The 16,385-nt window shown below is 68.1% G+C and carries 18 protein-coding genes; 10 read left to right on the top strand and 8 right to left on the bottom strand.

Annotated features, from left to right (window positions below):
• The first annotated feature begins 9 nt into the window (after positions 1-9).
• Complete coding sequence (locus SM191_RS08580; protein WP_341505815.1) at positions 10-570, top strand: hydrolase; 561 nt, start codon at positions 10-12, stop codon at positions 568-570.
• Here SM191_RS08580 and SM191_RS08575 read toward each other — a convergent pair.
• A complete protein-coding gene (locus SM191_RS08575) occupies positions 559-1,587 on the bottom strand; it encodes a glycerophosphodiester phosphodiesterase family protein (RefSeq protein WP_341505814.1) in 1,029 nt (342 codons plus the stop codon). The genes SM191_RS08580 and SM191_RS08575 overlap by 12 nt on opposite strands.
• Before the next feature lie 62 nt (positions 1,588-1,649).
• Positions 1,650-2,951 carry a hemolysin family protein gene (locus tag SM191_RS08570; RefSeq protein ID WP_341505813.1) on the bottom strand — a complete coding sequence of 434 codons (1,302 nt, stop codon included), beginning with the start codon at positions 2,949-2,951 and terminating at the stop codon, positions 1,650-1,652.
• Between the two features lie 141 nt (positions 2,952-3,092).
• On the opposite strand from SM191_RS08570, the gene SM191_RS08565 reads away from it, so the two are divergent.
• Both SM191_RS08565 and SM191_RS08560 read left to right on the top strand, forming a co-directional pair.
• Positions 3,093-3,770 carry an OmpA family protein gene (locus SM191_RS08565; RefSeq protein WP_042487217.1) on the top strand — a complete coding sequence of 226 codons (678 nt, stop codon included), beginning with the start codon at positions 3,093-3,095 and terminating at the stop codon, positions 3,768-3,770.
• 146 nt (positions 3,771-3,916) lie between these two features.
• Positions 3,917-4,129, top strand: a complete 213-nt coding sequence (locus SM191_RS08560; RefSeq protein WP_341505812.1) for a hypothetical protein — start codon at positions 3,917-3,919, stop codon at positions 4,127-4,129.
• Between the two features lie 4 nt (positions 4,130-4,133).
• On the opposite strand, the gene SM191_RS08555 is transcribed toward SM191_RS08560, so the two are convergent.
• Positions 4,134-4,583 carry a nucleoside deaminase gene (locus SM191_RS08555; RefSeq protein ID WP_341505811.1) on the bottom strand — a complete coding sequence of 150 codons (450 nt, stop codon included), beginning with the start codon at positions 4,581-4,583 and terminating at the stop codon, positions 4,134-4,136.
• 54 nt (positions 4,584-4,637) lie between these two features.
• Entirely contained in the window at positions 4,638-4,850 is a 213-nt protein-coding gene (locus tag SM191_RS08550; RefSeq protein WP_306997591.1) for a hypothetical protein, read from the bottom strand.
• A 150-nt stretch (positions 4,851-5,000) separates the two neighbouring features.
• Here SM191_RS08550 and rpmB point away from each other — a divergent pair, with 150 nt between their 5' ends.
• Positions 5,001-5,309, top strand: a complete 309-nt coding sequence (gene rpmB / locus SM191_RS08545) for a 50S ribosomal protein L28 (protein WP_341505810.1) — start codon at positions 5,001-5,003, stop codon at positions 5,307-5,309.
• Between the two features lie 202 nt (positions 5,310-5,511).
• Here the strand turns inward: rpmB and SM191_RS08540 are convergent, their stop codons facing one another.
• The gene (locus tag SM191_RS08540) at positions 5,512-6,513 is read right to left on the bottom strand and encodes an esterase-like activity of phytase family protein (RefSeq protein WP_341505809.1); all 1,002 of its coding nucleotides are present in this window, start codon (positions 6,511-6,513) and stop codon (positions 5,512-5,514) included.
• Between the two features lie 179 nt (positions 6,514-6,692).
• Between SM191_RS08540 and SM191_RS08535 the strand changes: the two genes are divergently transcribed.
• Positions 6,693-7,031: a glycine zipper 2TM domain-containing protein gene (locus SM191_RS08535; protein WP_306997587.1), complete on the top strand. Its 339-nt coding sequence runs from the start codon at positions 6,693-6,695 to the stop codon at positions 7,029-7,031.
• Positions 7,032-7,190: 159 nt separating this feature from the next.
• On the opposite strand, the gene phbB is transcribed toward SM191_RS08535, so the two are convergent.
• The 3 genes from phbB to SM191_RS08520 all read right to left on the bottom strand — a co-directional run bounded on the left by phbB (position 7,191) and on the right by SM191_RS08520 (position 11,225).
• The gene (phbB, locus tag SM191_RS08530) at positions 7,191-7,913 is read right to left on the bottom strand and encodes an acetoacetyl-CoA reductase (RefSeq protein WP_306997584.1); all 723 of its coding nucleotides are present in this window, start codon (positions 7,911-7,913) and stop codon (positions 7,191-7,193) included.
• 85 nt (positions 7,914-7,998) lie between these two features.
• Positions 7,999-9,012, bottom strand: coding sequence for a ferrochelatase (gene hemH / locus SM191_RS08525; protein ID WP_341505808.1), 1,014 nt, complete (start codon positions 9,010-9,012; stop codon positions 7,999-8,001).
• Positions 9,012-11,225 carry a xanthine dehydrogenase family protein molybdopterin-binding subunit gene (locus SM191_RS08520; protein ID WP_341505807.1) on the bottom strand — a complete coding sequence of 738 codons (2,214 nt, stop codon included), beginning with the start codon at positions 11,223-11,225 and terminating at the stop codon, positions 9,012-9,014. The genes hemH and SM191_RS08520 overlap by 1 nt, the downstream gene beginning before the upstream one ends.
• Positions 11,226-11,677: 452 nt before the next feature.
• On the opposite strand from SM191_RS08520, the gene lgt reads away from it, so the two are divergent.
• The 5 genes from lgt (at position 11,678) to SM191_RS08495 (ending at position 16,361) form a co-directional block, all read left to right on the top strand.
• Entirely contained in the window at positions 11,678-12,559 is an 882-nt protein-coding gene (gene lgt / locus SM191_RS08515; RefSeq protein ID WP_306997578.1) for a prolipoprotein diacylglyceryl transferase, read from the top strand.
• Positions 12,560-12,600: 41 nt separating this feature from the next.
• The gene (locus tag SM191_RS08510; protein ID WP_341505806.1) at positions 12,601-13,683 is read left to right on the top strand and encodes a class I SAM-dependent methyltransferase; all 1,083 of its coding nucleotides are present in this window, start codon (positions 12,601-12,603) and stop codon (positions 13,681-13,683) included.
• Positions 13,680-14,189: a GNAT family N-acetyltransferase gene (locus tag SM191_RS08505; RefSeq protein ID WP_341505805.1), complete on the top strand. Its 510-nt coding sequence runs from the start codon at positions 13,680-13,682 to the stop codon at positions 14,187-14,189. The genes SM191_RS08510 and SM191_RS08505 overlap by 4 nt, the downstream gene beginning before the upstream one ends.
• On the top strand, positions 14,186-14,950 hold the full coding sequence (gene pgeF, locus SM191_RS08500; RefSeq protein WP_341505804.1) for a peptidoglycan editing factor PgeF: 765 nt from the start codon (positions 14,186-14,188) through the stop codon (positions 14,948-14,950). The genes SM191_RS08505 and pgeF overlap by 4 nt, the downstream gene beginning before the upstream one ends.
• A gap of 79 nt (positions 14,951-15,029) precedes the next feature.
• Entirely contained in the window at positions 15,030-16,361 is a 1,332-nt protein-coding gene (locus SM191_RS08495; protein ID WP_341505803.1) for a cystathionine gamma-synthase family protein, read from the top strand.
• Positions 16,362-16,385: the final 24 nt, after the last annotated feature.

The following is a 16,385-nucleotide window of genomic DNA, read 5'->3' as shown; positions in this document are numbered from 1 at the left end:
TGAGGCGCGATGACGACGCTCGATCCCCGGACCACCGCGCTGATCCTCATCGACCTGCAACAGGGCATCGTCCCCCATGCCGGGGGGCCACGTTCGGGCGACGAGGTGGTGCGGACCTCCATGACGCTGGCCGACCGGTTCCGCGCGGTCGGCGCGCCGGTGGTGCTGGTCCATGTCGGCTTCACGGCGGACGCCATGCCCAGCCAGAATGTCGACCGCCCCAGCCTGCCCGCCCAGGGCACACCGCCGGAATTCAGTGAACTGGTTCCCGATCTCCGCCAGCCCGGCGATATCGTGGTGCTCAAGCATCATTGGGGTGCGTTCACCGGCACCGACCTGGACCTGCAATTGCGGCGGCGGGGCGTTCGGACGGTGGTGATCGCGGGCATCTCGACCAATATGGGCGTCGAATCGACCGCCCGCTCGGCGTGGGAACTGTCCTACGACATCGTCATCGCCGAAGACGCCTGCGCCTCCCGCTCGACCGAACTCCATCAATTCGCGATCGCGAACATCTTCCCGATGATCGCGCGGGTGGTGGCATCGGGGGATATCGCGCTAGACGGTTGAGGGTGCGTGTCGGGGCGGCATGGTGTCCCGGTCCAGGGCCCATCGCTTGCGAACCGCCGGCCCGATCGTCTCGACCCGGTCGGTCCAGATCAGGCCATCGAAGCCGGTCGGCACGCGCGCAAGGTCCTCGATACGGTCCAGCCGGGTGAAATCGTTCGCGCCCAGCCCGAAGACCGACCCGATCAGCATCACGTCGACGTGCGCCTTCGCCATGCGCCCGAGAAACCGGTTGGGCCAGCCCCAGGCCAGCGCGCGAGTATTCATCGCGACGATGATCGTGCCGTCGCGGCACGCCTGCGGGACATAACCGGTCCACCCGAGCGCGGCATATGTCAGGGTGCATTTCGCGGCCCGTCGATCATGGATCACGGGAACGTCGGGACGCAGCGCCTTCGCCGCCATCGTGGCCGGGGTGTCCGCGAACAAGGCGATGCGGCTCCATGCATCGGGATGCCGCTTGTCGATATAGGATACCAGGTTCGGACCGGCGGACCGACCGTCCTTCATCTGCACCAGGAAGCGCTGCGCCGGGAATGTGCGTAGCGCTTCGTCCAGGGTAGTCATCAGTCCCCGACCGGCACCCCGAAGCGGATAGGTTTTGCCGCCGTCCGCTGTATAGCCATAGCCGACATCCAGCGCCTTCATCCGATCGAAGGGCGTCTTGCCGACAAGTCCCGCTCCGTCCGTGCGGCACTCCAGCCCGATATCATGGAAAAGGATGAATTCGCCGTCCGCCGTTTCGCGTACATCCACCTCGACGATATCCGCGCCCGCATCGATGGCGGCGCGGATGGAGGGCAGCGTATTTTCGATAAGCCGGTGATGCGGCGGCAGGATATGCCCCGCCTTGCAGGCATTGGGATCGTCGGAGTTTCCGTCGAAAAGCTGATGAACGCCACGCTGCGCAACGACGATGGGTCGCCCCGTGGGCGGACTGGCGATCCAGGAGGCGTTCGCCAAATAGATCGACGCCAGGATCGCACCGACACCCCATGCGGCAAGAAAACGACGCTTCATGCGTCCTCCCTAAAGGCTCTTCATCGACCGCCGGAACAGCCGGTCGGAATCGGTCTCTCGCCTTACGCCTCGCTGACCAGCAGCTTGTCGATCCGCCGCCCGTCGAGATCGACCACCTCGAAGCGCCAGCCCTGTTCGACGAAGCTTTCCCCCTCACCCGGCAAATGGCGGAACACCGCCAGCGCCAGCCCGGCGACGGTCGCGTAATCGCGGTCGTCGGGCAGGTCGATGCCCAGCCGGTCGGCCAGCGCATCCGCCGCCATGGTGCCTGCGACCAGCAGCGAACCGTCGTCGCGCTCGACCACGGAGGGCGCCTCGCCGGGATCGGCGTCGGAGGCGAATTCGCCCGCGATCGCGGCCAGCAGGTCCGACGGGGTCACGATCCCCTCGAAATGGCCGTACTCGTCGTGGATCAGCGCCATCGGCACTTCCGCCTGGCGCAGCGCCAGCAGCACGTCCATCGCGTCGATCCGGTCGATGACGACGGGGGCCTTGCGCATCAGATGCTTCAGGTCGAGCGGATCGCCCCGGAACAGCGCCATGGCGATGTCGCGCGCCTGCACCACGCCGACCACCGCGTCGATCGAGCCCTCCCCCACCGGCAGGCGGGTGCGCGGGCTTTCCAGCAGCTTGGCGCGAATCGCCTCGTCGCCCAGCGTGCAGTCCAGCCAGTCGATCTCGGTCCGCGGCGTCATCACCTCACGCACCGGCCGATCGGCCAGCCGCACGACGCCCGAGATGATCGAGCGCTCATGCTCCTCGATCACGCCGGACTTGGAGGCCTCGGCGACGATCAGGTGCAGTTCCTCGGCGGTCACCTGATCCTCATTGTCGCGGTTCAGGCGCAGCAGCTTGAAGATCACGCCGCTGGTCGAATCGAGCAGCCAGACGATCGGCGCGGTCCCGACCGCCAGCCAGCGCATGGGGACGGAGACGAAGGCCGCGATCGGCTCCGGCTTGCGCAGCGCGAACTGCTTGGGCACCAGTTCGCCCAGGATCAGCGAGGCATAGGTGGTCAGCCCGATGACCAGCGCGAAGCCCAGCGTGGCGGCGGTCGCGGCGGGCACGCCCAGCGCCTCCAGCCGCGCCGCCGTCGGCGTGCCCAGGCTCGCGCCCGAATAGGCGCCCGCGATGATGCCGGTCAGGGTGATGCCGATCTGCACGGTCGAGAGGAACTTGCCCGGATCGGCCGCCAGGGTGAGGGCGGCCTGCGCGCCCTTGCGGCCGCTGCGCGCCATCGCCTCCAGACGGGCGCGACGGGACGACACGATCGCCAGCTCGCTCATCGCGAATACCCCGTTCAACGCGACAAGCGCGAGGATGATGAGGACGTCGATCCACGGAAAGGGGGGCAGCGGTGCCATCGTTATGGGGTGCTCATAGCGGGCCGGACAGGGTTTCGACAACTCCCGTCGTCATGTTCCGTTCAGATCGCCTGCGGAACAAGCGCGATCGGGTTCGCGTTTCGGGGTGTGAGACGCGACAAAATAACAAGGGTTATCCGCATGAAGACCTCCGCCAAGTTCCTCGCCGCCGCCGCGCTGTCGGCGCTGGTCGCCACCTCGGCCTGCACGACCGATCCGGAAACGGGCCAGCAGCGCCTGTCGAAGGCCGCGATCGGCGGCATCGGCGGTGCGGTGGGCGGCTATCTGCTGGGCGATCTGGTCGGCGGGCGGCGCGACCGGACCGAGAAGATCCTGGGCGCCGGCATCGGCGGCCTCGCCGGGGCCGGGATCGGCGCATACATGGACAAGCAGGAGCGCGACCTGCGCGCGCGGACCGCGGGCACCGATGTGCAGGTGGTCCGCCAGGGCGACGACCTGCTGCTGAACCTGCCCTCGGGCATCACCTTCGCCTATAACTCGTCGCAGGTGCAGCCGCAGTTCCGCCAGACGCTGGACCAGGTCGCCGACATCCTGTCGCAATATAAGCAGACCTATATCGACGTGTACGGCCATACCGATTCGACCGGCAGCGATGCGTATAACCAGCGCCTGTCGGAACAGCGCGCGGTGTCGGTCGCCGACTATCTGGCGTCGCGCGGGGTGCAGCCCGCCCGCATCGGCACGCGCGGCTTCGGCAAGTCGCAGCCCATCGCCTCCAACGACACCGAGGAAGGCCGCGCCGCCAACCGCCGCGTCGAGATCAAGATCGTGCCGATCCGCGAGGGCGATCTGCGCTGATACCGAACTCATTGAAAGCGGAACGGGGCCGTGCGGAATGCCGCGCGGCCCTTTTTCGTGGGGGTCGTCACGTCACGCTATCGTCATGGCGATGTCAGCCGCGATCGGGCATATCGGGTGTCATTGCGATCATGAGGAGGAACGGCATGGCGGTGCAGGACGCATGGCGTAAGGGGCTTGCCTCCCCATGGGCGCCCGCCCTGCTGACGGGGCTGTTCGTGTTTGCGGGGTTGATGATCTTGGACGCCTGGAACATCGCGCCGCACTCGCCATGGCGCGCGGCGATCCTCGGCGGGGCAAGCGGTTTCCTGGCGACGAGCCTCACGCGCCGCTTGCAGAGGCGGTCATCGCAGAGGTGACCGGCTATCGCCGTGACGCGAAGAAATCGCGCAACAGGGCTGCGGCTTCCCCTTCCCCCATCCCGCTATAGATGTCGGGTCGGTGGTGACAGGTGGGCTGCGTGAAGAAGCGCGGTCCGTGCTCCACCGCCCCGCCCTTGGGGTCGCTGGCGGCATAGTAAAGCCGGGCGATCCGCGCATGGGCGATGGCCCCCGCGCACATCGCGCACGGCTCCAGCGTCACCCAAAGATCGCAATCCTCCAGCCGGTCGCGGCCGAGCCGCGCGGCGGCCTCGCGAATCGCCTGGATCTCGGCATGGGCGGTGGGATCGTGCAGGCGGCGCGGCGCATTGGCGGCGACCGCAACGATCGCCCCTTCCCGCACCACCACCGCGCCGACCGGGACCTCACCCAGCGCCGCCGCCTGGGCAGCGGCGTCGAGCGCGGCGCGCATCGGGGCGGGGAGCGGGAACATCGCCCCTCCCTGCCCCGCGTCCGTCACGCGGGCAAGGGTGGATGAGCGATTCGCTTATTGCGCGTTGTCGGCGGGCTTTTCGACCGAGACGGTGGGCACATCGACGGTCTTCTGGGTTGTGCCGACCGACACCTTGGGCCCTTCGGCGCGGAAGGCCGGGGCCTGGACGACGGCGGGGCGGGTCTGGTCGATGCTGATCCAGCCCATCGCCATGGCGCCCGCCGCCAACAGGAGGACGATGCCGATAAGGACGAGAAAGGCGCGCATGGCTCTGGCTCCAACAGGGTCGTGACCGTAACAACGCACCTTCCGACGACGCGGTTGCACGAGGGCAAGCGGGGAATCGGTTGACGTGCCTGCCGGGACGGGGTATCGGCGCGGCCTTTCCGGGCACTGCCTGAAACCAGGATAACGATCATGTCGCGCATTTGCGAGCTGACCGGCAAGGGCCGGCAGGTGGGCAACAATGTTTCCCACGCCAACAACAAGACCAAGCGGACGTTCCTGCCGAACCTGCAGAACGTGACGCTGATTTCCGATTCGCTGGAGAAGAGCGTGCGCCTGCGCGTCTCGACCCACGGCCTGCGTTCGGTCGAGCATAATGGCGGCCTGGACAACTGGCTGCTCAAGACCTCGGACGATCAGCTTTCGCTTCGCGTGCGTCGCCTGAAGCGCGATGTCGTGAAGAAGCTGGCCGCCGCCAAGACCGAAGCCGCCGCCGCGTAATTCGCGGACGACCGGTTGACGGGTTGAAGCCCGCCGCTCTTCGGAGCGGCGGGTTTTCGTCGTTGGGTTTTTGGGGGTGTGGGGCGCGTTCAGGGCGTGGCCTTCGACTTCGCTCAGGCTGAACGGCGTTTGGGGATCGGAATTTCTACCAACATCCGTTCAGCCTGAGCGAAGTCGAAGGCCAAGGGCAATCCCGCCCGAATCACCGCCGATCCAACCGGAATTTCAGCAGATAGCTGCGCTCCAACAGCGTCTGGTTATCGTCCGACACCAACCACAGGATCGTCTCCCCCGCTTCCCGGGTCACCGCCACGCCCTCGAAATTGTCGTGGATCAACGGCGCGTCGAGTTCGGCGAGCAATTGCCCCCGCGCCGTCCTGCCCGGCGCAACCTCGGCGGCGGGGACGAACATGATTCGGTTCGAAAAGCGGAACGGCAAGCGGAATCGCCGCTCGACGACGATAAGCGACCCATCGGGCAGCGCGGCGGCGTCCGCGACATCGTGATAGGGGGATACCCGATAGGCGAAGGACCGGGGCCGGTGGCGGAGCGGATCGCCCGCGAAGATCAGCCCCTGGCGGCTCCAGCGCCGCGTCTCTTCGCTGCCCCGCCAGCGCGGACGGTCGATCTTCGCCTCTTCGGAAATGGTGACGAATCGGCCATCGGGCATCCGCACGAGCGATTCGGGCCCGCCATTGCCCGGCCAGTCCGCCATGGCCGGGGGCGCGACATAACCCTCCGCCCGCGTGAAGTCGGGGGCGTAGCGCCAGATCTGGTTGAAATTCTCGAACCCCACCCACAGCGTGCCGGTGGTCGGATCGACCGCCAGCGACTCGCTGTCGCGATCCGATTTCAGCCACCCGGTCGCGGGCCCCGACGGCAGATTGTCGAAGCGCAGGCCGTGCGGCTTCCAGTCCGCCCCCATGGCGAAGCGGACGATATTGCCCCCGTCGCTGAGCAGCATGAAATGCTCCCCCGATACGGTCAGCGACGAAAAGCCGCCGAACGCCGGGGACCGACCGGTCAGTTCGACCCCGCCCAGATACGTCAGTGCCCCGAGCCGGTGCCGCGTCGGATCACGCGGGTCCAGCGCCACCCGCCGCGCATCCATTTGCGGCGCCCCTTCATAGAGCGCCAGCCGATCGCGCCCCGCCCATCCCGGCACGAAAGCCAGTATCATCAGGCAGGAAAGCAGGATGCGCATGGCGCCTCATACGCGCTGCGGCGCAGCACGACAGCCTGATTCGCTTCGGGTGCCAGACCGTATCGCTGCCTTAACGAAAGATAACGACGGCATTCAGGAAGCGCTCAATCCGAATCGCCCATTACCGGATCAACGACGACGGACGGGACCGTCGATCGAGAAGTTTCGGGAGTGAGACGATGATGAAGACCCTGACCCTGGCCGCGACCACGCTGGCGATGCTCGGCGGTGCCGTCCTGCCCGCCACCGCCGCGGACGCGCACCGGTATCGGCGGGCGCATCATGCCGATCGCTATGATCGCGGCTATCGCGACGGGGCGGCGGCGGAATATCGCGACAGCAAGTGCCGCCGCTCGGGCACGACCGGCACCATCGTCGGCGCGGTGGCGGGTGGCCTGCTGGGCCGCACCATCGACACGCGCGGCGACCGGACGCTGGGCACTTTGATCGGCGGCGGCGCGGGCGCGCTGGCGGGCCGCGCGATCGAGCGGTCGGGGCGCCCCGGCTATTGCCGCTAAACGGTTAGGGCGGGCGGGCCTGTATCCTGCCCACCCGCCCCAGTCTTCCTCGCGTAGCGTATTGAGGACGGAACGCCGATCTCCCCCACCGGAGGTCGGCGTTCTTGTTGAAGGCATGATATTCCTCCCCTGCAAGGGAAGGAAAGCCAGCCCGCGCTTTTAATACATATGCTGGCCGCCGTTGATCGACAGGGTCGAACCGGTCACGAAGCCCGCCTCGTCCGAGCAGAGGAAGGCGACGCCGCGTGCGATCTCATGCGCCTGGCCCAGGCGGCCGACGGGGATCTTGGCGACGATCTTCTCCAGCACATCGGCGGGGACGGCGGCGACCATGTCGGTGTCGATATAGCCCGGCGCGATCGCGTTGACGGTCACGCCGAATCGCGCGCCCTCCTGCGCCAGCGCCTTGGTGAAGCCATGGATACCCGACTTGGCGGCGGCATAATTGACCTGACCATATTGGCCAGCCTGGCCGTTGATCGAGCCGATATTGACGATGCGTCCCCATTTGCGCTCGCGCATGCCGGGGAACGCCGCCTTGGCCATGTTGAAGCAACCGCCAAGGTTGGTGTCCATGACCTCTTTCCACATCTGGTAGGTCATCTTGAGCAGTGTCCCGTCACGGGTGATGCCCGCATTGTTGACGACGATGTCGACCGGCCCCAGTTCCTCGGCGACCTGCGCGACGCCCGCCTGGACCGCGTCATGATCGGCGACGTCCCATTTATAGGCCTTGATGCCGGTGCGCTCCGAAAACGCCCGGGCGCGTTCGTCATTGCCCGCATAATTGGCGGCGACGGTGACGCCTGCCTCCTTCAAGGCCAGGCTGATCGCCTCGCCGATACCGCGCGTACCACCCGTCACAATCGCGACCCGTGCCATTCAACCTCTCCCATTTTCAGATTGTGGCATAAAATGGGCACGCGCCATCCGCAATGCCCAGGCCGGACCGAAATGGAATATTACGTTACGGCAACCAGCCCTGAAGCTCGCGTTCGATCAATCCGCGCAGCATCGCGACCCCGACCGCGCTATCGTTGAGGCAGGGAAGATAGGCGAAATGGGTGCCGCCCGCGCCTTCGAAGCTCTCGCGGCCCCGGATCGCCAGTTCCTCCAGCGTCTCGATGCAATCCGCCGAAAAGCCCGGCGCGAGGATCGCCACCTTGCGGATGCCGCGCGCAGGCAGCGCCTCCAGCGTCACGTCGGTCGCGGGTTCCAGCCACTTGGCCCGCCCGAATCGCGACTGGAAGGCGACCAGCAACTCGCGGCCCTTCAGCGTGTCGGCCATCGCGTCCGCCAGCAGGCGCGCGGTCTTGCGGCAATGACAATGATAGGGGTCGCCCAGTTCCAGCGTCCGCTGCGGCATGCCGTGGAAGCTGGCGACGATCGCCTCGGGCTCGAAGTCCAGCGTGGCGAGTTGCGTCTCCACCTGGGTCTTCAGCGCGTCGATATAGAGCGGATCGTCATAATAGGGCGGCAACGTCCGGATCGCGGGCTGCCAGCGCATCGTGGCCAGATGCGCGAAGGCGCGATCGTTGGCTGTCGCGGTCGTCGCCGCGCAATATTGCGGATAGAGCGGGGCGAGCAGGATTCGCTCGCATCCCGCATCCTTCATCGCCTGCACCCGCTCGGCGATGGCGGGGCGGCCATAGCGCATCGCCCAGTCGACCATGACACCCGGCCCGAACGCGTCTTTGAGCGCCACCGCCTGCGCCCGCGTGATCGCCGCCAGCGGCGAGCCGTCGTCGGACCATACCAGCGAATAGGCGTGCGCCGACTTCTTGGGCCGGGTGTTCAGGATGATGCCGCGCAGGATCGGTTGCCAGAGCAGCGCCGGAATCTCGATCACCCGCCGGTCGGACAGGAATTCGCGCAGATAGCGCTTCACCGCGCGCGGCTCGGGCGCCTCGGGCGTGCCCAGGTTCATCAGGAGCACGCCGATCTTCGGGCGCGGCACAGGGACATGGTCGGGGGGCAGCATCAGGCGGACAACTCCATCGGCAGGCTTCGTATCCGTGGGAAGCCGGGCAGGGTGGCGAGCGCATTGGCGATGGCGGGCGCGACCGGCGGCACCGCCACCTCCCCCACCCCGCCCGGCGCTTCGTCGGAGGCGATGAGTTCGACCGTGATGTCGGGCGTATCCGCCAGACGCGGCAGCCGGAGCGCGCCCAGCCGCACCGGCTCGGCAAGTCCGCGCGCAAAGCCGATATCCGCGCCGAACAGATGGGCGAGCCCGAACAGCAATCCCCCCTCGATCTGCTGGCGGACCAGATCGGGGTTCACCACCCGCCCGCAATCGACGGCGGCGACCAGCCGGTCGACCACCGGCCGCCCGCCCTCGCCCCGATGCGCCTCGGCAAGCACCGCGACATGGCTGCCGCGAAAGCCGTGCGCCGCGACGCCCTGCCCGCTGCCCGCACCCCCGCCTTCCCACCCGCCCAGCGACGCGGCGGTGGACAGGCAGCGCGCCAGACGGGGCTCCCCGCCCAGCATCCCGATCCGCCACGCCAGCGGATCGGCTCCCGCCCGCGCGGCGAGTTCGTCGATGAAGGATTCGCGGGCAAAGACATTGGCGACATGGGCGCCGCCCCGGACATGCCCGGTCGGGATGGGCAGGTCGGCGACATGATGTTGCACCGCCAGCGCAGGGATCCCATAGGGCGGCACCGCGCCGCCCATGGCATAGGCGTCGCCCCGCCCCTCTCCCCGCATTCCCCAGCGTGCAGGCCCGCCCGGCATCACCCGCCGCGCGAGATCGGGGCCGGTCGAAGGCGTCGCGATCCGGCTGCGCCAGCCGGCGATCCGCCCCTGGTCCACCCGCGCGGTCAGCCGGGCGAGCGCGGGCGCGCGAAAGGCGTCCCGGCGCAGATCGTCGGCGCGCGACCATTGCAGATTGACCGGGCGCTTCAGCTTCGCGGCGATCGTCGCGGCCTGCACCGCCGCCTCGGACTCCAGCGCGACGCCGAACGAGCCGCCGATCGGCATGGGGTGGACGATCACCCGGTCCGGTGCGATCCCCACCGCCTCCGCCGCCAGCGCGCGGACCTGTGCGGGCACCTGGGTCGGCACCCAAAGTTCCAGCCCACCGTCACGCCACGCCGCCACCGCCGCGCGCGGCTCGATCGCGGCATGGCCCCCGACGCCGATCCGATAATGCGCCTCAACCAGCCCGCCGCCCTCCAGCGCCTCGGCCACGTCCCCGCGCGCAAAGGCCAGCCGCCCCTCCTCGCCCAGCGCATGGTCGAGGCTTTTCGCGATTCCGGCGCTGCTGACCCCCGGCCCCCGGCTCACGGCCTGCGGAGCCGCCGCGTCCAGCCCCTTCTGCGCGATCCACCAGCTCGCGGCGGCGACCGCGACCCATTCGTCGCCCTCGATCACATCGACGACGCCAGCGACCTTCATCGCGGCATCGCGGTTCAACCGGATCGCCCGCACCTCACCCAGCGGCGCGTGGCGGATCGCGACATGCACCATCTCGGGCAAGCGGATATCGGCGGTGAAATTGGCCGAGCCGTCGATCTTGGCGGGCGAGTCGAGTCGGGGCAGATCCGTCCCCGCCAGCCGCCCCGCGCCCCCGCTGCCCAGCGGCAGGGGTTCGGGCACCGTCTCGCTTACCGCCGCTTCGGCCAGTTCGGCGAAGCGCAACCGCCACCGCCCATCCGTGATGAAGCCGTCCTTCGCCTCGCACTCGGTCCAGTCCACGCCCCATCGGCGTGCGGCGGCCTGCGCCATCAACGCGCGCGCGGTGGCGGCGGCGGCACGGGCGGGCCTCTCGAACATCCGGATGGTGCTGGAGCCGCCGGTCAGCATCACCGTGTCGCGCCGCAGCCATTCGGTGCGCAAAGCCTTCGGCATCCGGTCGAACGCCCCCTCGAACAGCGAATCGACGCCGACCGGATTGGCGTAGAGCGAATTGATCGGGGCGGGCTCGACCGCGACCGTCCGCCAGTCCGCGCCCAGTTCGTCGGCGACGACCTGGGCCAGTGCGGTGACGACGCCCTGGCCATGCTCGGCCTGCGGCACCGCGACAGTGACGATCCCGTCGCGCCCGATCTTCAGCCATGCGCCGAACGCCTGCTCGCCCGGATTGACGGTCAGATTGGGCCCATAAGCACGCGGCCACAGGCTCCAGGCGACGAGCAACCCGGCCCCGGCACCCCCGCCAATGAGTATGTTGCGCCTGCTGAACTCCATCACGGGCGAGCCTTAACGTCGAAGGCCGGTCAGGCAAGCCGGGGGTTTCGCTGTGTGAAAGCGAGCGGGTCGATCGTTCGAAGGTTTCTGCGCGCGGAGGCGCAGAGGACGCAGAGAGGGGGCAGCCGCACCGCCATCCCGCCCTCTCAATCGGGAGACTTCTTCGCTCAAGATGAGCAGATCGGCCTCGCGGTCGGACCGAACACCTCTGCGCCCTCCGCGCCTCTGCGCGAACCCAAAATCTTCGCGACTTCGCGGCTTCGCGTGAATCCAATTGGGCGACCGTTATCGCGTGGCCTTCGACTTCGCTCAGGCTGAACGGAAGTTGGGATGCACCCTGACTTCGTTCGCGCTGAGCGACGTCGAAGCGCACGTTCCGCCCCCGAACCCATGGTCTTGGTGTTGACGCGCGACCACTCTATGGAAGCCGGTCAGAGATAAGGGAAACGCGCTTGATCCTGCCCATGCTCGCGGCCGCCACCGGCCATATCCGGTTCGAGGATCTGGGGTTGCACCCGGATGTCTTCTCGATCGGCTTCTTCACGCTGCGCTGGTACAGCCTGGCCTATATCACCGGCATCCTGTTCGGCTGGTGGTATCTGGGCAAGATGCTCGACCGGCCCGGCGCGCCGATGTCGCGGGCGCATGCCGACGACCTCGTCTTCTACGCCACGCTGGGCATCATCCTGGGCGGGCGGATCGGCTATGTGATCTTCTACGCGCCCGAGATGTTCCTGCACCCGCTGCACATCGTCCGGCTGTGGGATGGCGGGATGAGCTTTCACGGCGGCGCGGTGGGGACCGGGGTCGGCGTCATCCTGTTCGCGCGCAAGCACAAGCTCAACTGGCTGCGCATCCTCGACTATCTGGTCTGCACCGCGCCGGTCGGTCTGTTCCTGGGGCGGCTGGCCAATTTCGTGAACGGCGAGCTGTGGGGCAAGCCGTCGGACGTGCCCTGGGCGATCGTCTTCCCGCGCACGGTGCCCTTCGGCCTGCCCGATCCGGCACGCCATCCCAGTCAGTTGTACGAAGCGGGGCTGGAGGGCCTTGTCCTCTTCGCGGTGATGAGCTTCGCCTTTTGGCGCACAAAGTCGCGCTACGATCCGGGCAAGCTGTCGGGGCTGTTCCTGCTCGGCTATGGCATCGCGCGCTTCATCGTGGAGTTCTTCCGCGAACCCGATCAGCAGTTGCGCGCCTTCGCGCAGATGACCGGGCTGCATATGGGCCAGTGGCTGTGCGTGCCGATGATCCTGGGCGGGCTGTACCTGATGAACTCGGCCAAGGCGCGGCGCGTGCGGGTGGAGCCGATCGCGGGGGCCGACAGCGTCGCCTGATCCCCTTGCGGCGGCGGGGCATGGACGGCAGAGCGAAGGACATGACCAACCCGTTGATCCCCCCCGCCGATCACAAGCCCGAGCCCGAGGACGCCCTGCCCGAACGGCTCGCCCGCGCCATCGCGCTGGCCGGGCCGATCCCGGTGGCGCAGTTCATGGCCGCCGCCAATGCGCATTATTACGGCACCCGCGATCCGCTGGGCACCGGCGGCGACTTCACGACCAGTCCCGAGATCAGCCAGATGTTCGGCGAGCTGGTCGGCCTGTGGTGCGCCGACCTGTGGGACCGCGCCGGGCGGCCCGAGATGCACTGGGTCGAACTCGGGCCGGGGCGCGGCACGCTGGCCGCCGATGCCGGGCGGGCCATGGCCAAGGCGGGGTTCACGCCCAGCGTGCATTTCGTCGAGACCAGCGCGACGCTCCGCACCGCGCAGAGCCAGCGTGTGGCCGAGGCGACATGGCATGATTCAGTCGAGACGCTGCCCAACGACCGCCCGCTGATCGTCGTCGCCAATGAATTCTTCGACGCATTGCCGATCCGCCAACTCGTCCGGCGCGGGGACGGCTGGCACGAGCGGCTGGTCGCCGCGCAGGACCTGCTCTTCCTGCCGATCGCGGGGCCGCCCGTCCCGCCCGAGATCATCCCCGAACCACTTCGCGAGGCGGAGGCCGGATCGGTGATCGAGGTGTCCCCCGCCAGCGTCGCGGTGATGCGAACGCTGTCCGCCCGGATCGCCGCGCAGGGGGGCGCCGCGCTGATCGTCGATTACGGCTATGAAGGCCCCGCCATCGCCGACACGTTGCAGGCGGTGCGCGGCCATGCCTATGCCAATCCCTTCGAGCGGCCGGGGGAGCAGGATTTGAGCGCGCATGTCGATTTCACGACGCTGGCCGCCGCCGCGCAAGCCGCCGGGCTCGCCGCCTTCGGTCCCGTCACGCAGCGCGACCTGCTCGGCGCGCTGGGGATCGACCAGCGGACAGCCTCCCTCGCCCGCGCGCATCCGGATCGCGCCGACTCGCTGCTCGCCGATCGCAACCGGTTGATGCAGGACATGGGGACGCTGTTCCGCGCGCTGGCGGTCACCCGGCCCGACTGGCCCGTGCCGGCGGGGTATGGCGAATGATCGACTATCGCGATGCCCGGCCGGGCGATGGCGAAGCCCTGGCCGCGATGGCGGCGGCGGCGTTTACCGAGACCTTCGGCCATCTCTATCCGCCCGCCGACCTCGCCGCCTTTCTGGACGAAGCCTTCGGTCCGCAAGGCCTGCCCCGCCAGATCGGCCATCCCGATTTCACCATCCGCCTCGCGATCGAGGGCGATGCGATCATCGGTTTCGCTAAGCTGGGCCCCGTGGGCTTCCCCGGCGATTGGCCCGAAGATGCGATCGAACTCTATCAGCTTTACGTGAAGGCCAGCCATCTGGGCGCGGGCGTCGGCCCCGCCTTGATGGACTGGGCCATCGCATCGGCCAGGGCGCAGGGGGCCAGCGAACTCATCCTGTCGGTCTATGTCGACAATCACCGGGCCAAGGCCTTTTACGCTCGCTATGGTTTCGTCGATATTGGCCGATACGACTTCCCGGTCGGCGACACGATCGACGAGGATCGGATCATGAGGCTGTCGCTATGAGCGTCGAGGCGATTCGGACGCCGTTGCTGGAGTCGGCGGCGCATGGCTTTCTCGGGCGGCACGGCGGCGTCTCGGTGGGGATTCATGGCGGGCTGAATGTCGGGCTGGGGTCGGAAGACGATGCCGATGCGGTGGCCGAGAATCGCCGCCTGGCGCGCGACGCCGTGCTGCCCGGCGCGCGCCTCGTCACCTGCTACCAGATTCATTCGGCGGAGGCGGTGACGGTGCTGACGGCGCCTGAGGACGACATCCGCCCGCATGGCGATGCGCTGGTCACCGACCGTCCGGGCCTGTTGCTGGGCATATTGACCGCCGATTGCGCACCGGTGCTGTTCGCCGATGCGCAGGCCGGGGTGGTCGGTGCCGCCCATGCCGGGTGGAAGGGCGCGTTCGGCGGGATCACCGACGCGACGCTGGCCGCGATGGAGGCGCTGGGGGCGCAGCGTGACCGCATCGTCGCCGCGATCGGCCCGTGCATCGCGCGCGCCAGCTATGAGGTCGATGCCGCCTTTCTCCGCCGCTTCGTCGAGCCCTCGCCCGAGAATGAGCGTTTCTTCGCCGATGGCCGACGCGCCGATCATTACCAGTTCGATCTGGAGGCCTATGTCGCCCACCGCCTGGCCGAAGCCGGGGTCGGTCGCGTCGCCGCGCTGGGGGAGGACACCTATGCGCAGGAGGACCGCTTCTTCAGCTTCCGTCGCGCGACCCATCGCGGCGAACCCTCTTATGGCCGCCAGATTTCGCTGATCGGCCTCGGCTGAGCCTCGCCAAAGCCGTTCGCCGCGCTATCCTTGGGGCATAGCCGCCGACCGAGCGGCACCATGTCCCAAGGAGACCGCAATGCCGACCGAATCCGATCTGACCGGCGTTCCGCCCCAAAACCCGGCGACGACCGATCGCAGCAGCGACGCGACGAGCATCGGCGACCGCAAGCTGAAGCCCGCCACCCTGATGATGGGGCACGGCTTCGACCCCGTCCTGTCGGAGGGGTCGCTCAAGCCGCCGATCTTCCTGACCTCGACCTTCGTCTTCCCCAACGCCGCGGCGGGCAAGCGCCATTTCGAGGGCGTCACCGGCAAGCGCCCCGGCGGTGCGGACGGCCTGGTCTATTCCCGCTTCAACGGGCCGAATCAGGAAATCCTGGAGGACCGCCTCGCCATCTGGGACGAGGCGGAGGATGCGCTGACCTTCTCCAGCGGCATGGCGGCGATCGCCACCCTGTTCCTGTCGATGGTCCAGCCGGGCGACGTGATCGTTCATTCGGGCCCGCTCTATGCCGCGACCGAAACGCTGATCGGCCGGATCCTGGGCCGGTTCGGGGTGAAGTGGCTCGACTTCCCCGCAGGCGCGACGCGCGAGGAAATCGGCGCGGTGCTGCAAAAGGCCGCCGCCATGGGCCGGGTGCCGCTGATCTATCTGGAAAGCCCCGCCAATCCCACCAACGCGCTGGTCGATATCGAGGCGGTGGCGGCGGCGCGCGACGCGGCCTTCGCCGATGCGGACGAAAAGCCCCCCATCGCGATCGACAACACCTTTCTGGGGCCGCTGTGGCAGCGTCCGCTGAAGCACGGCGCGGACCTGGTCGTCTATTCGCTGACCAAATATGCGGGCGGCCATTCCGATCTGGTCGCGGGCGGCGTGCTGGGGTCGAAGGCGCATATCGCCACCATCCGGTCGATGCGCAACACGATCGGCACCATCTGCGATCCCAACACCGCCTGGATGCTGCTGCGTTCGCTGGAGACGCTGGAATTGCGGATGAGCCGCGCGGGCGAGAATGCCGCCAAGGTCTGCGCCTTCCTCCGCGATCACCCCAAGGTCGAGCGGGTCGGCTATCTCGGCTTTCTCGCCGACACGCCGGGCCTGGAGCGGCAGGCGGATATCTATCGCCGCCACTGCACCGGCGGCGGATCGACCTTCTCGCTCTATCTCAAGGGTGGCGAGGCGGAATCCTTCCGCTTCCTGGACGCATTGCGCATCGCCAAGCTGGCCGTCAGCCTGGGCGGGACCGAGACGCTCGCCAGCCATCCGGCGGCGATGACGCATCTCTCGGTGCCGGACGAGCGCAAAGCGGCGCTGGGGATCACCGACAATCTGGTCCGCATCTCGATCGGGGTCGAGGATGCCGACGACCTGATCGCCGATTGCGAACAGGCGCTGGCGGCGATCTGAAGCTTCGGGGGGACGGCCCGTCCC

Origin of the sequence: Sphingomonas sp. 2378, from assembly GCF_038084995.1 — a bacterium.
In the GTDB taxonomy this organism is placed as follows: domain Bacteria; phylum Pseudomonadota; class Alphaproteobacteria; order Sphingomonadales; family Sphingomonadaceae; genus Sphingomonas.
This window is presented reverse-complemented; position numbering and strand designations above follow the sequence as displayed.

Coding starts and splice junctions, on each gene's coding strand:
- SM191_RS08580 (WP_341505815.1), top strand. CDS start 10: ATGACGACGCTCGATCCCCGGACCACCGCGCTGATCCTCATCGACCTG.
- SM191_RS08575 (WP_341505814.1), bottom strand. CDS start 1,587: ATGAAGCGTCGTTTTCTTGCCGCATGGGGTGTCGGTGCGATCCTGGCG.
- SM191_RS08570 (WP_341505813.1), bottom strand. CDS start 2,951: ATGGCACCGCTGCCCCCCTTTCCGTGGATCGACGTCCTCATCATCCTC.
- SM191_RS08565 (WP_042487217.1), top strand. CDS start 3,093: ATGAAGACCTCCGCCAAGTTCCTCGCCGCCGCCGCGCTGTCGGCGCTG.
- SM191_RS08560 (WP_341505812.1), top strand. CDS start 3,917: ATGGCGGTGCAGGACGCATGGCGTAAGGGGCTTGCCTCCCCATGGGCG.
- SM191_RS08555 (WP_341505811.1), bottom strand. CDS start 4,583: ATGTTCCCGCTCCCCGCCCCGATGCGCGCCGCGCTCGACGCCGCTGCC.
- SM191_RS08550 (WP_306997591.1), bottom strand. CDS start 4,850: ATGCGCGCCTTTCTCGTCCTTATCGGCATCGTCCTCCTGTTGGCGGCG.
- rpmB (WP_341505810.1), top strand. CDS start 5,001: ATGTCGCGCATTTGCGAGCTGACCGGCAAGGGCCGGCAGGTGGGCAAC.
- SM191_RS08540 (WP_341505809.1), bottom strand. CDS start 6,513: ATGCGCATCCTGCTTTCCTGCCTGATGATACTGGCTTTCGTGCCGGGA.
- SM191_RS08535 (WP_306997587.1), top strand. CDS start 6,693: ATGATGAAGACCCTGACCCTGGCCGCGACCACGCTGGCGATGCTCGGC.
- phbB (WP_306997584.1), bottom strand. CDS start 7,913: ATGGCACGGGTCGCGATTGTGACGGGTGGTACGCGCGGTATCGGCGAG.
- hemH (WP_341505808.1), bottom strand. CDS start 9,012: ATGCTGCCCCCCGACCATGTCCCTGTGCCGCGCCCGAAGATCGGCGTG.
- SM191_RS08520 (WP_341505807.1), bottom strand. CDS start 11,225: ATGGAGTTCAGCAGGCGCAACATACTCATTGGCGGGGGTGCCGGGGCC.
- SM191_RS08510 (WP_341505806.1), top strand. CDS start 12,601: ATGACCAACCCGTTGATCCCCCCCGCCGATCACAAGCCCGAGCCCGAG.
- SM191_RS08505 (WP_341505805.1), top strand. CDS start 13,680: ATGATCGACTATCGCGATGCCCGGCCGGGCGATGGCGAAGCCCTGGCC.
- pgeF (WP_341505804.1), top strand. CDS start 14,186: ATGAGCGTCGAGGCGATTCGGACGCCGTTGCTGGAGTCGGCGGCGCAT.
- SM191_RS08495 (WP_341505803.1), top strand. CDS start 15,030: ATGCCGACCGAATCCGATCTGACCGGCGTTCCGCCCCAAAACCCGGCG.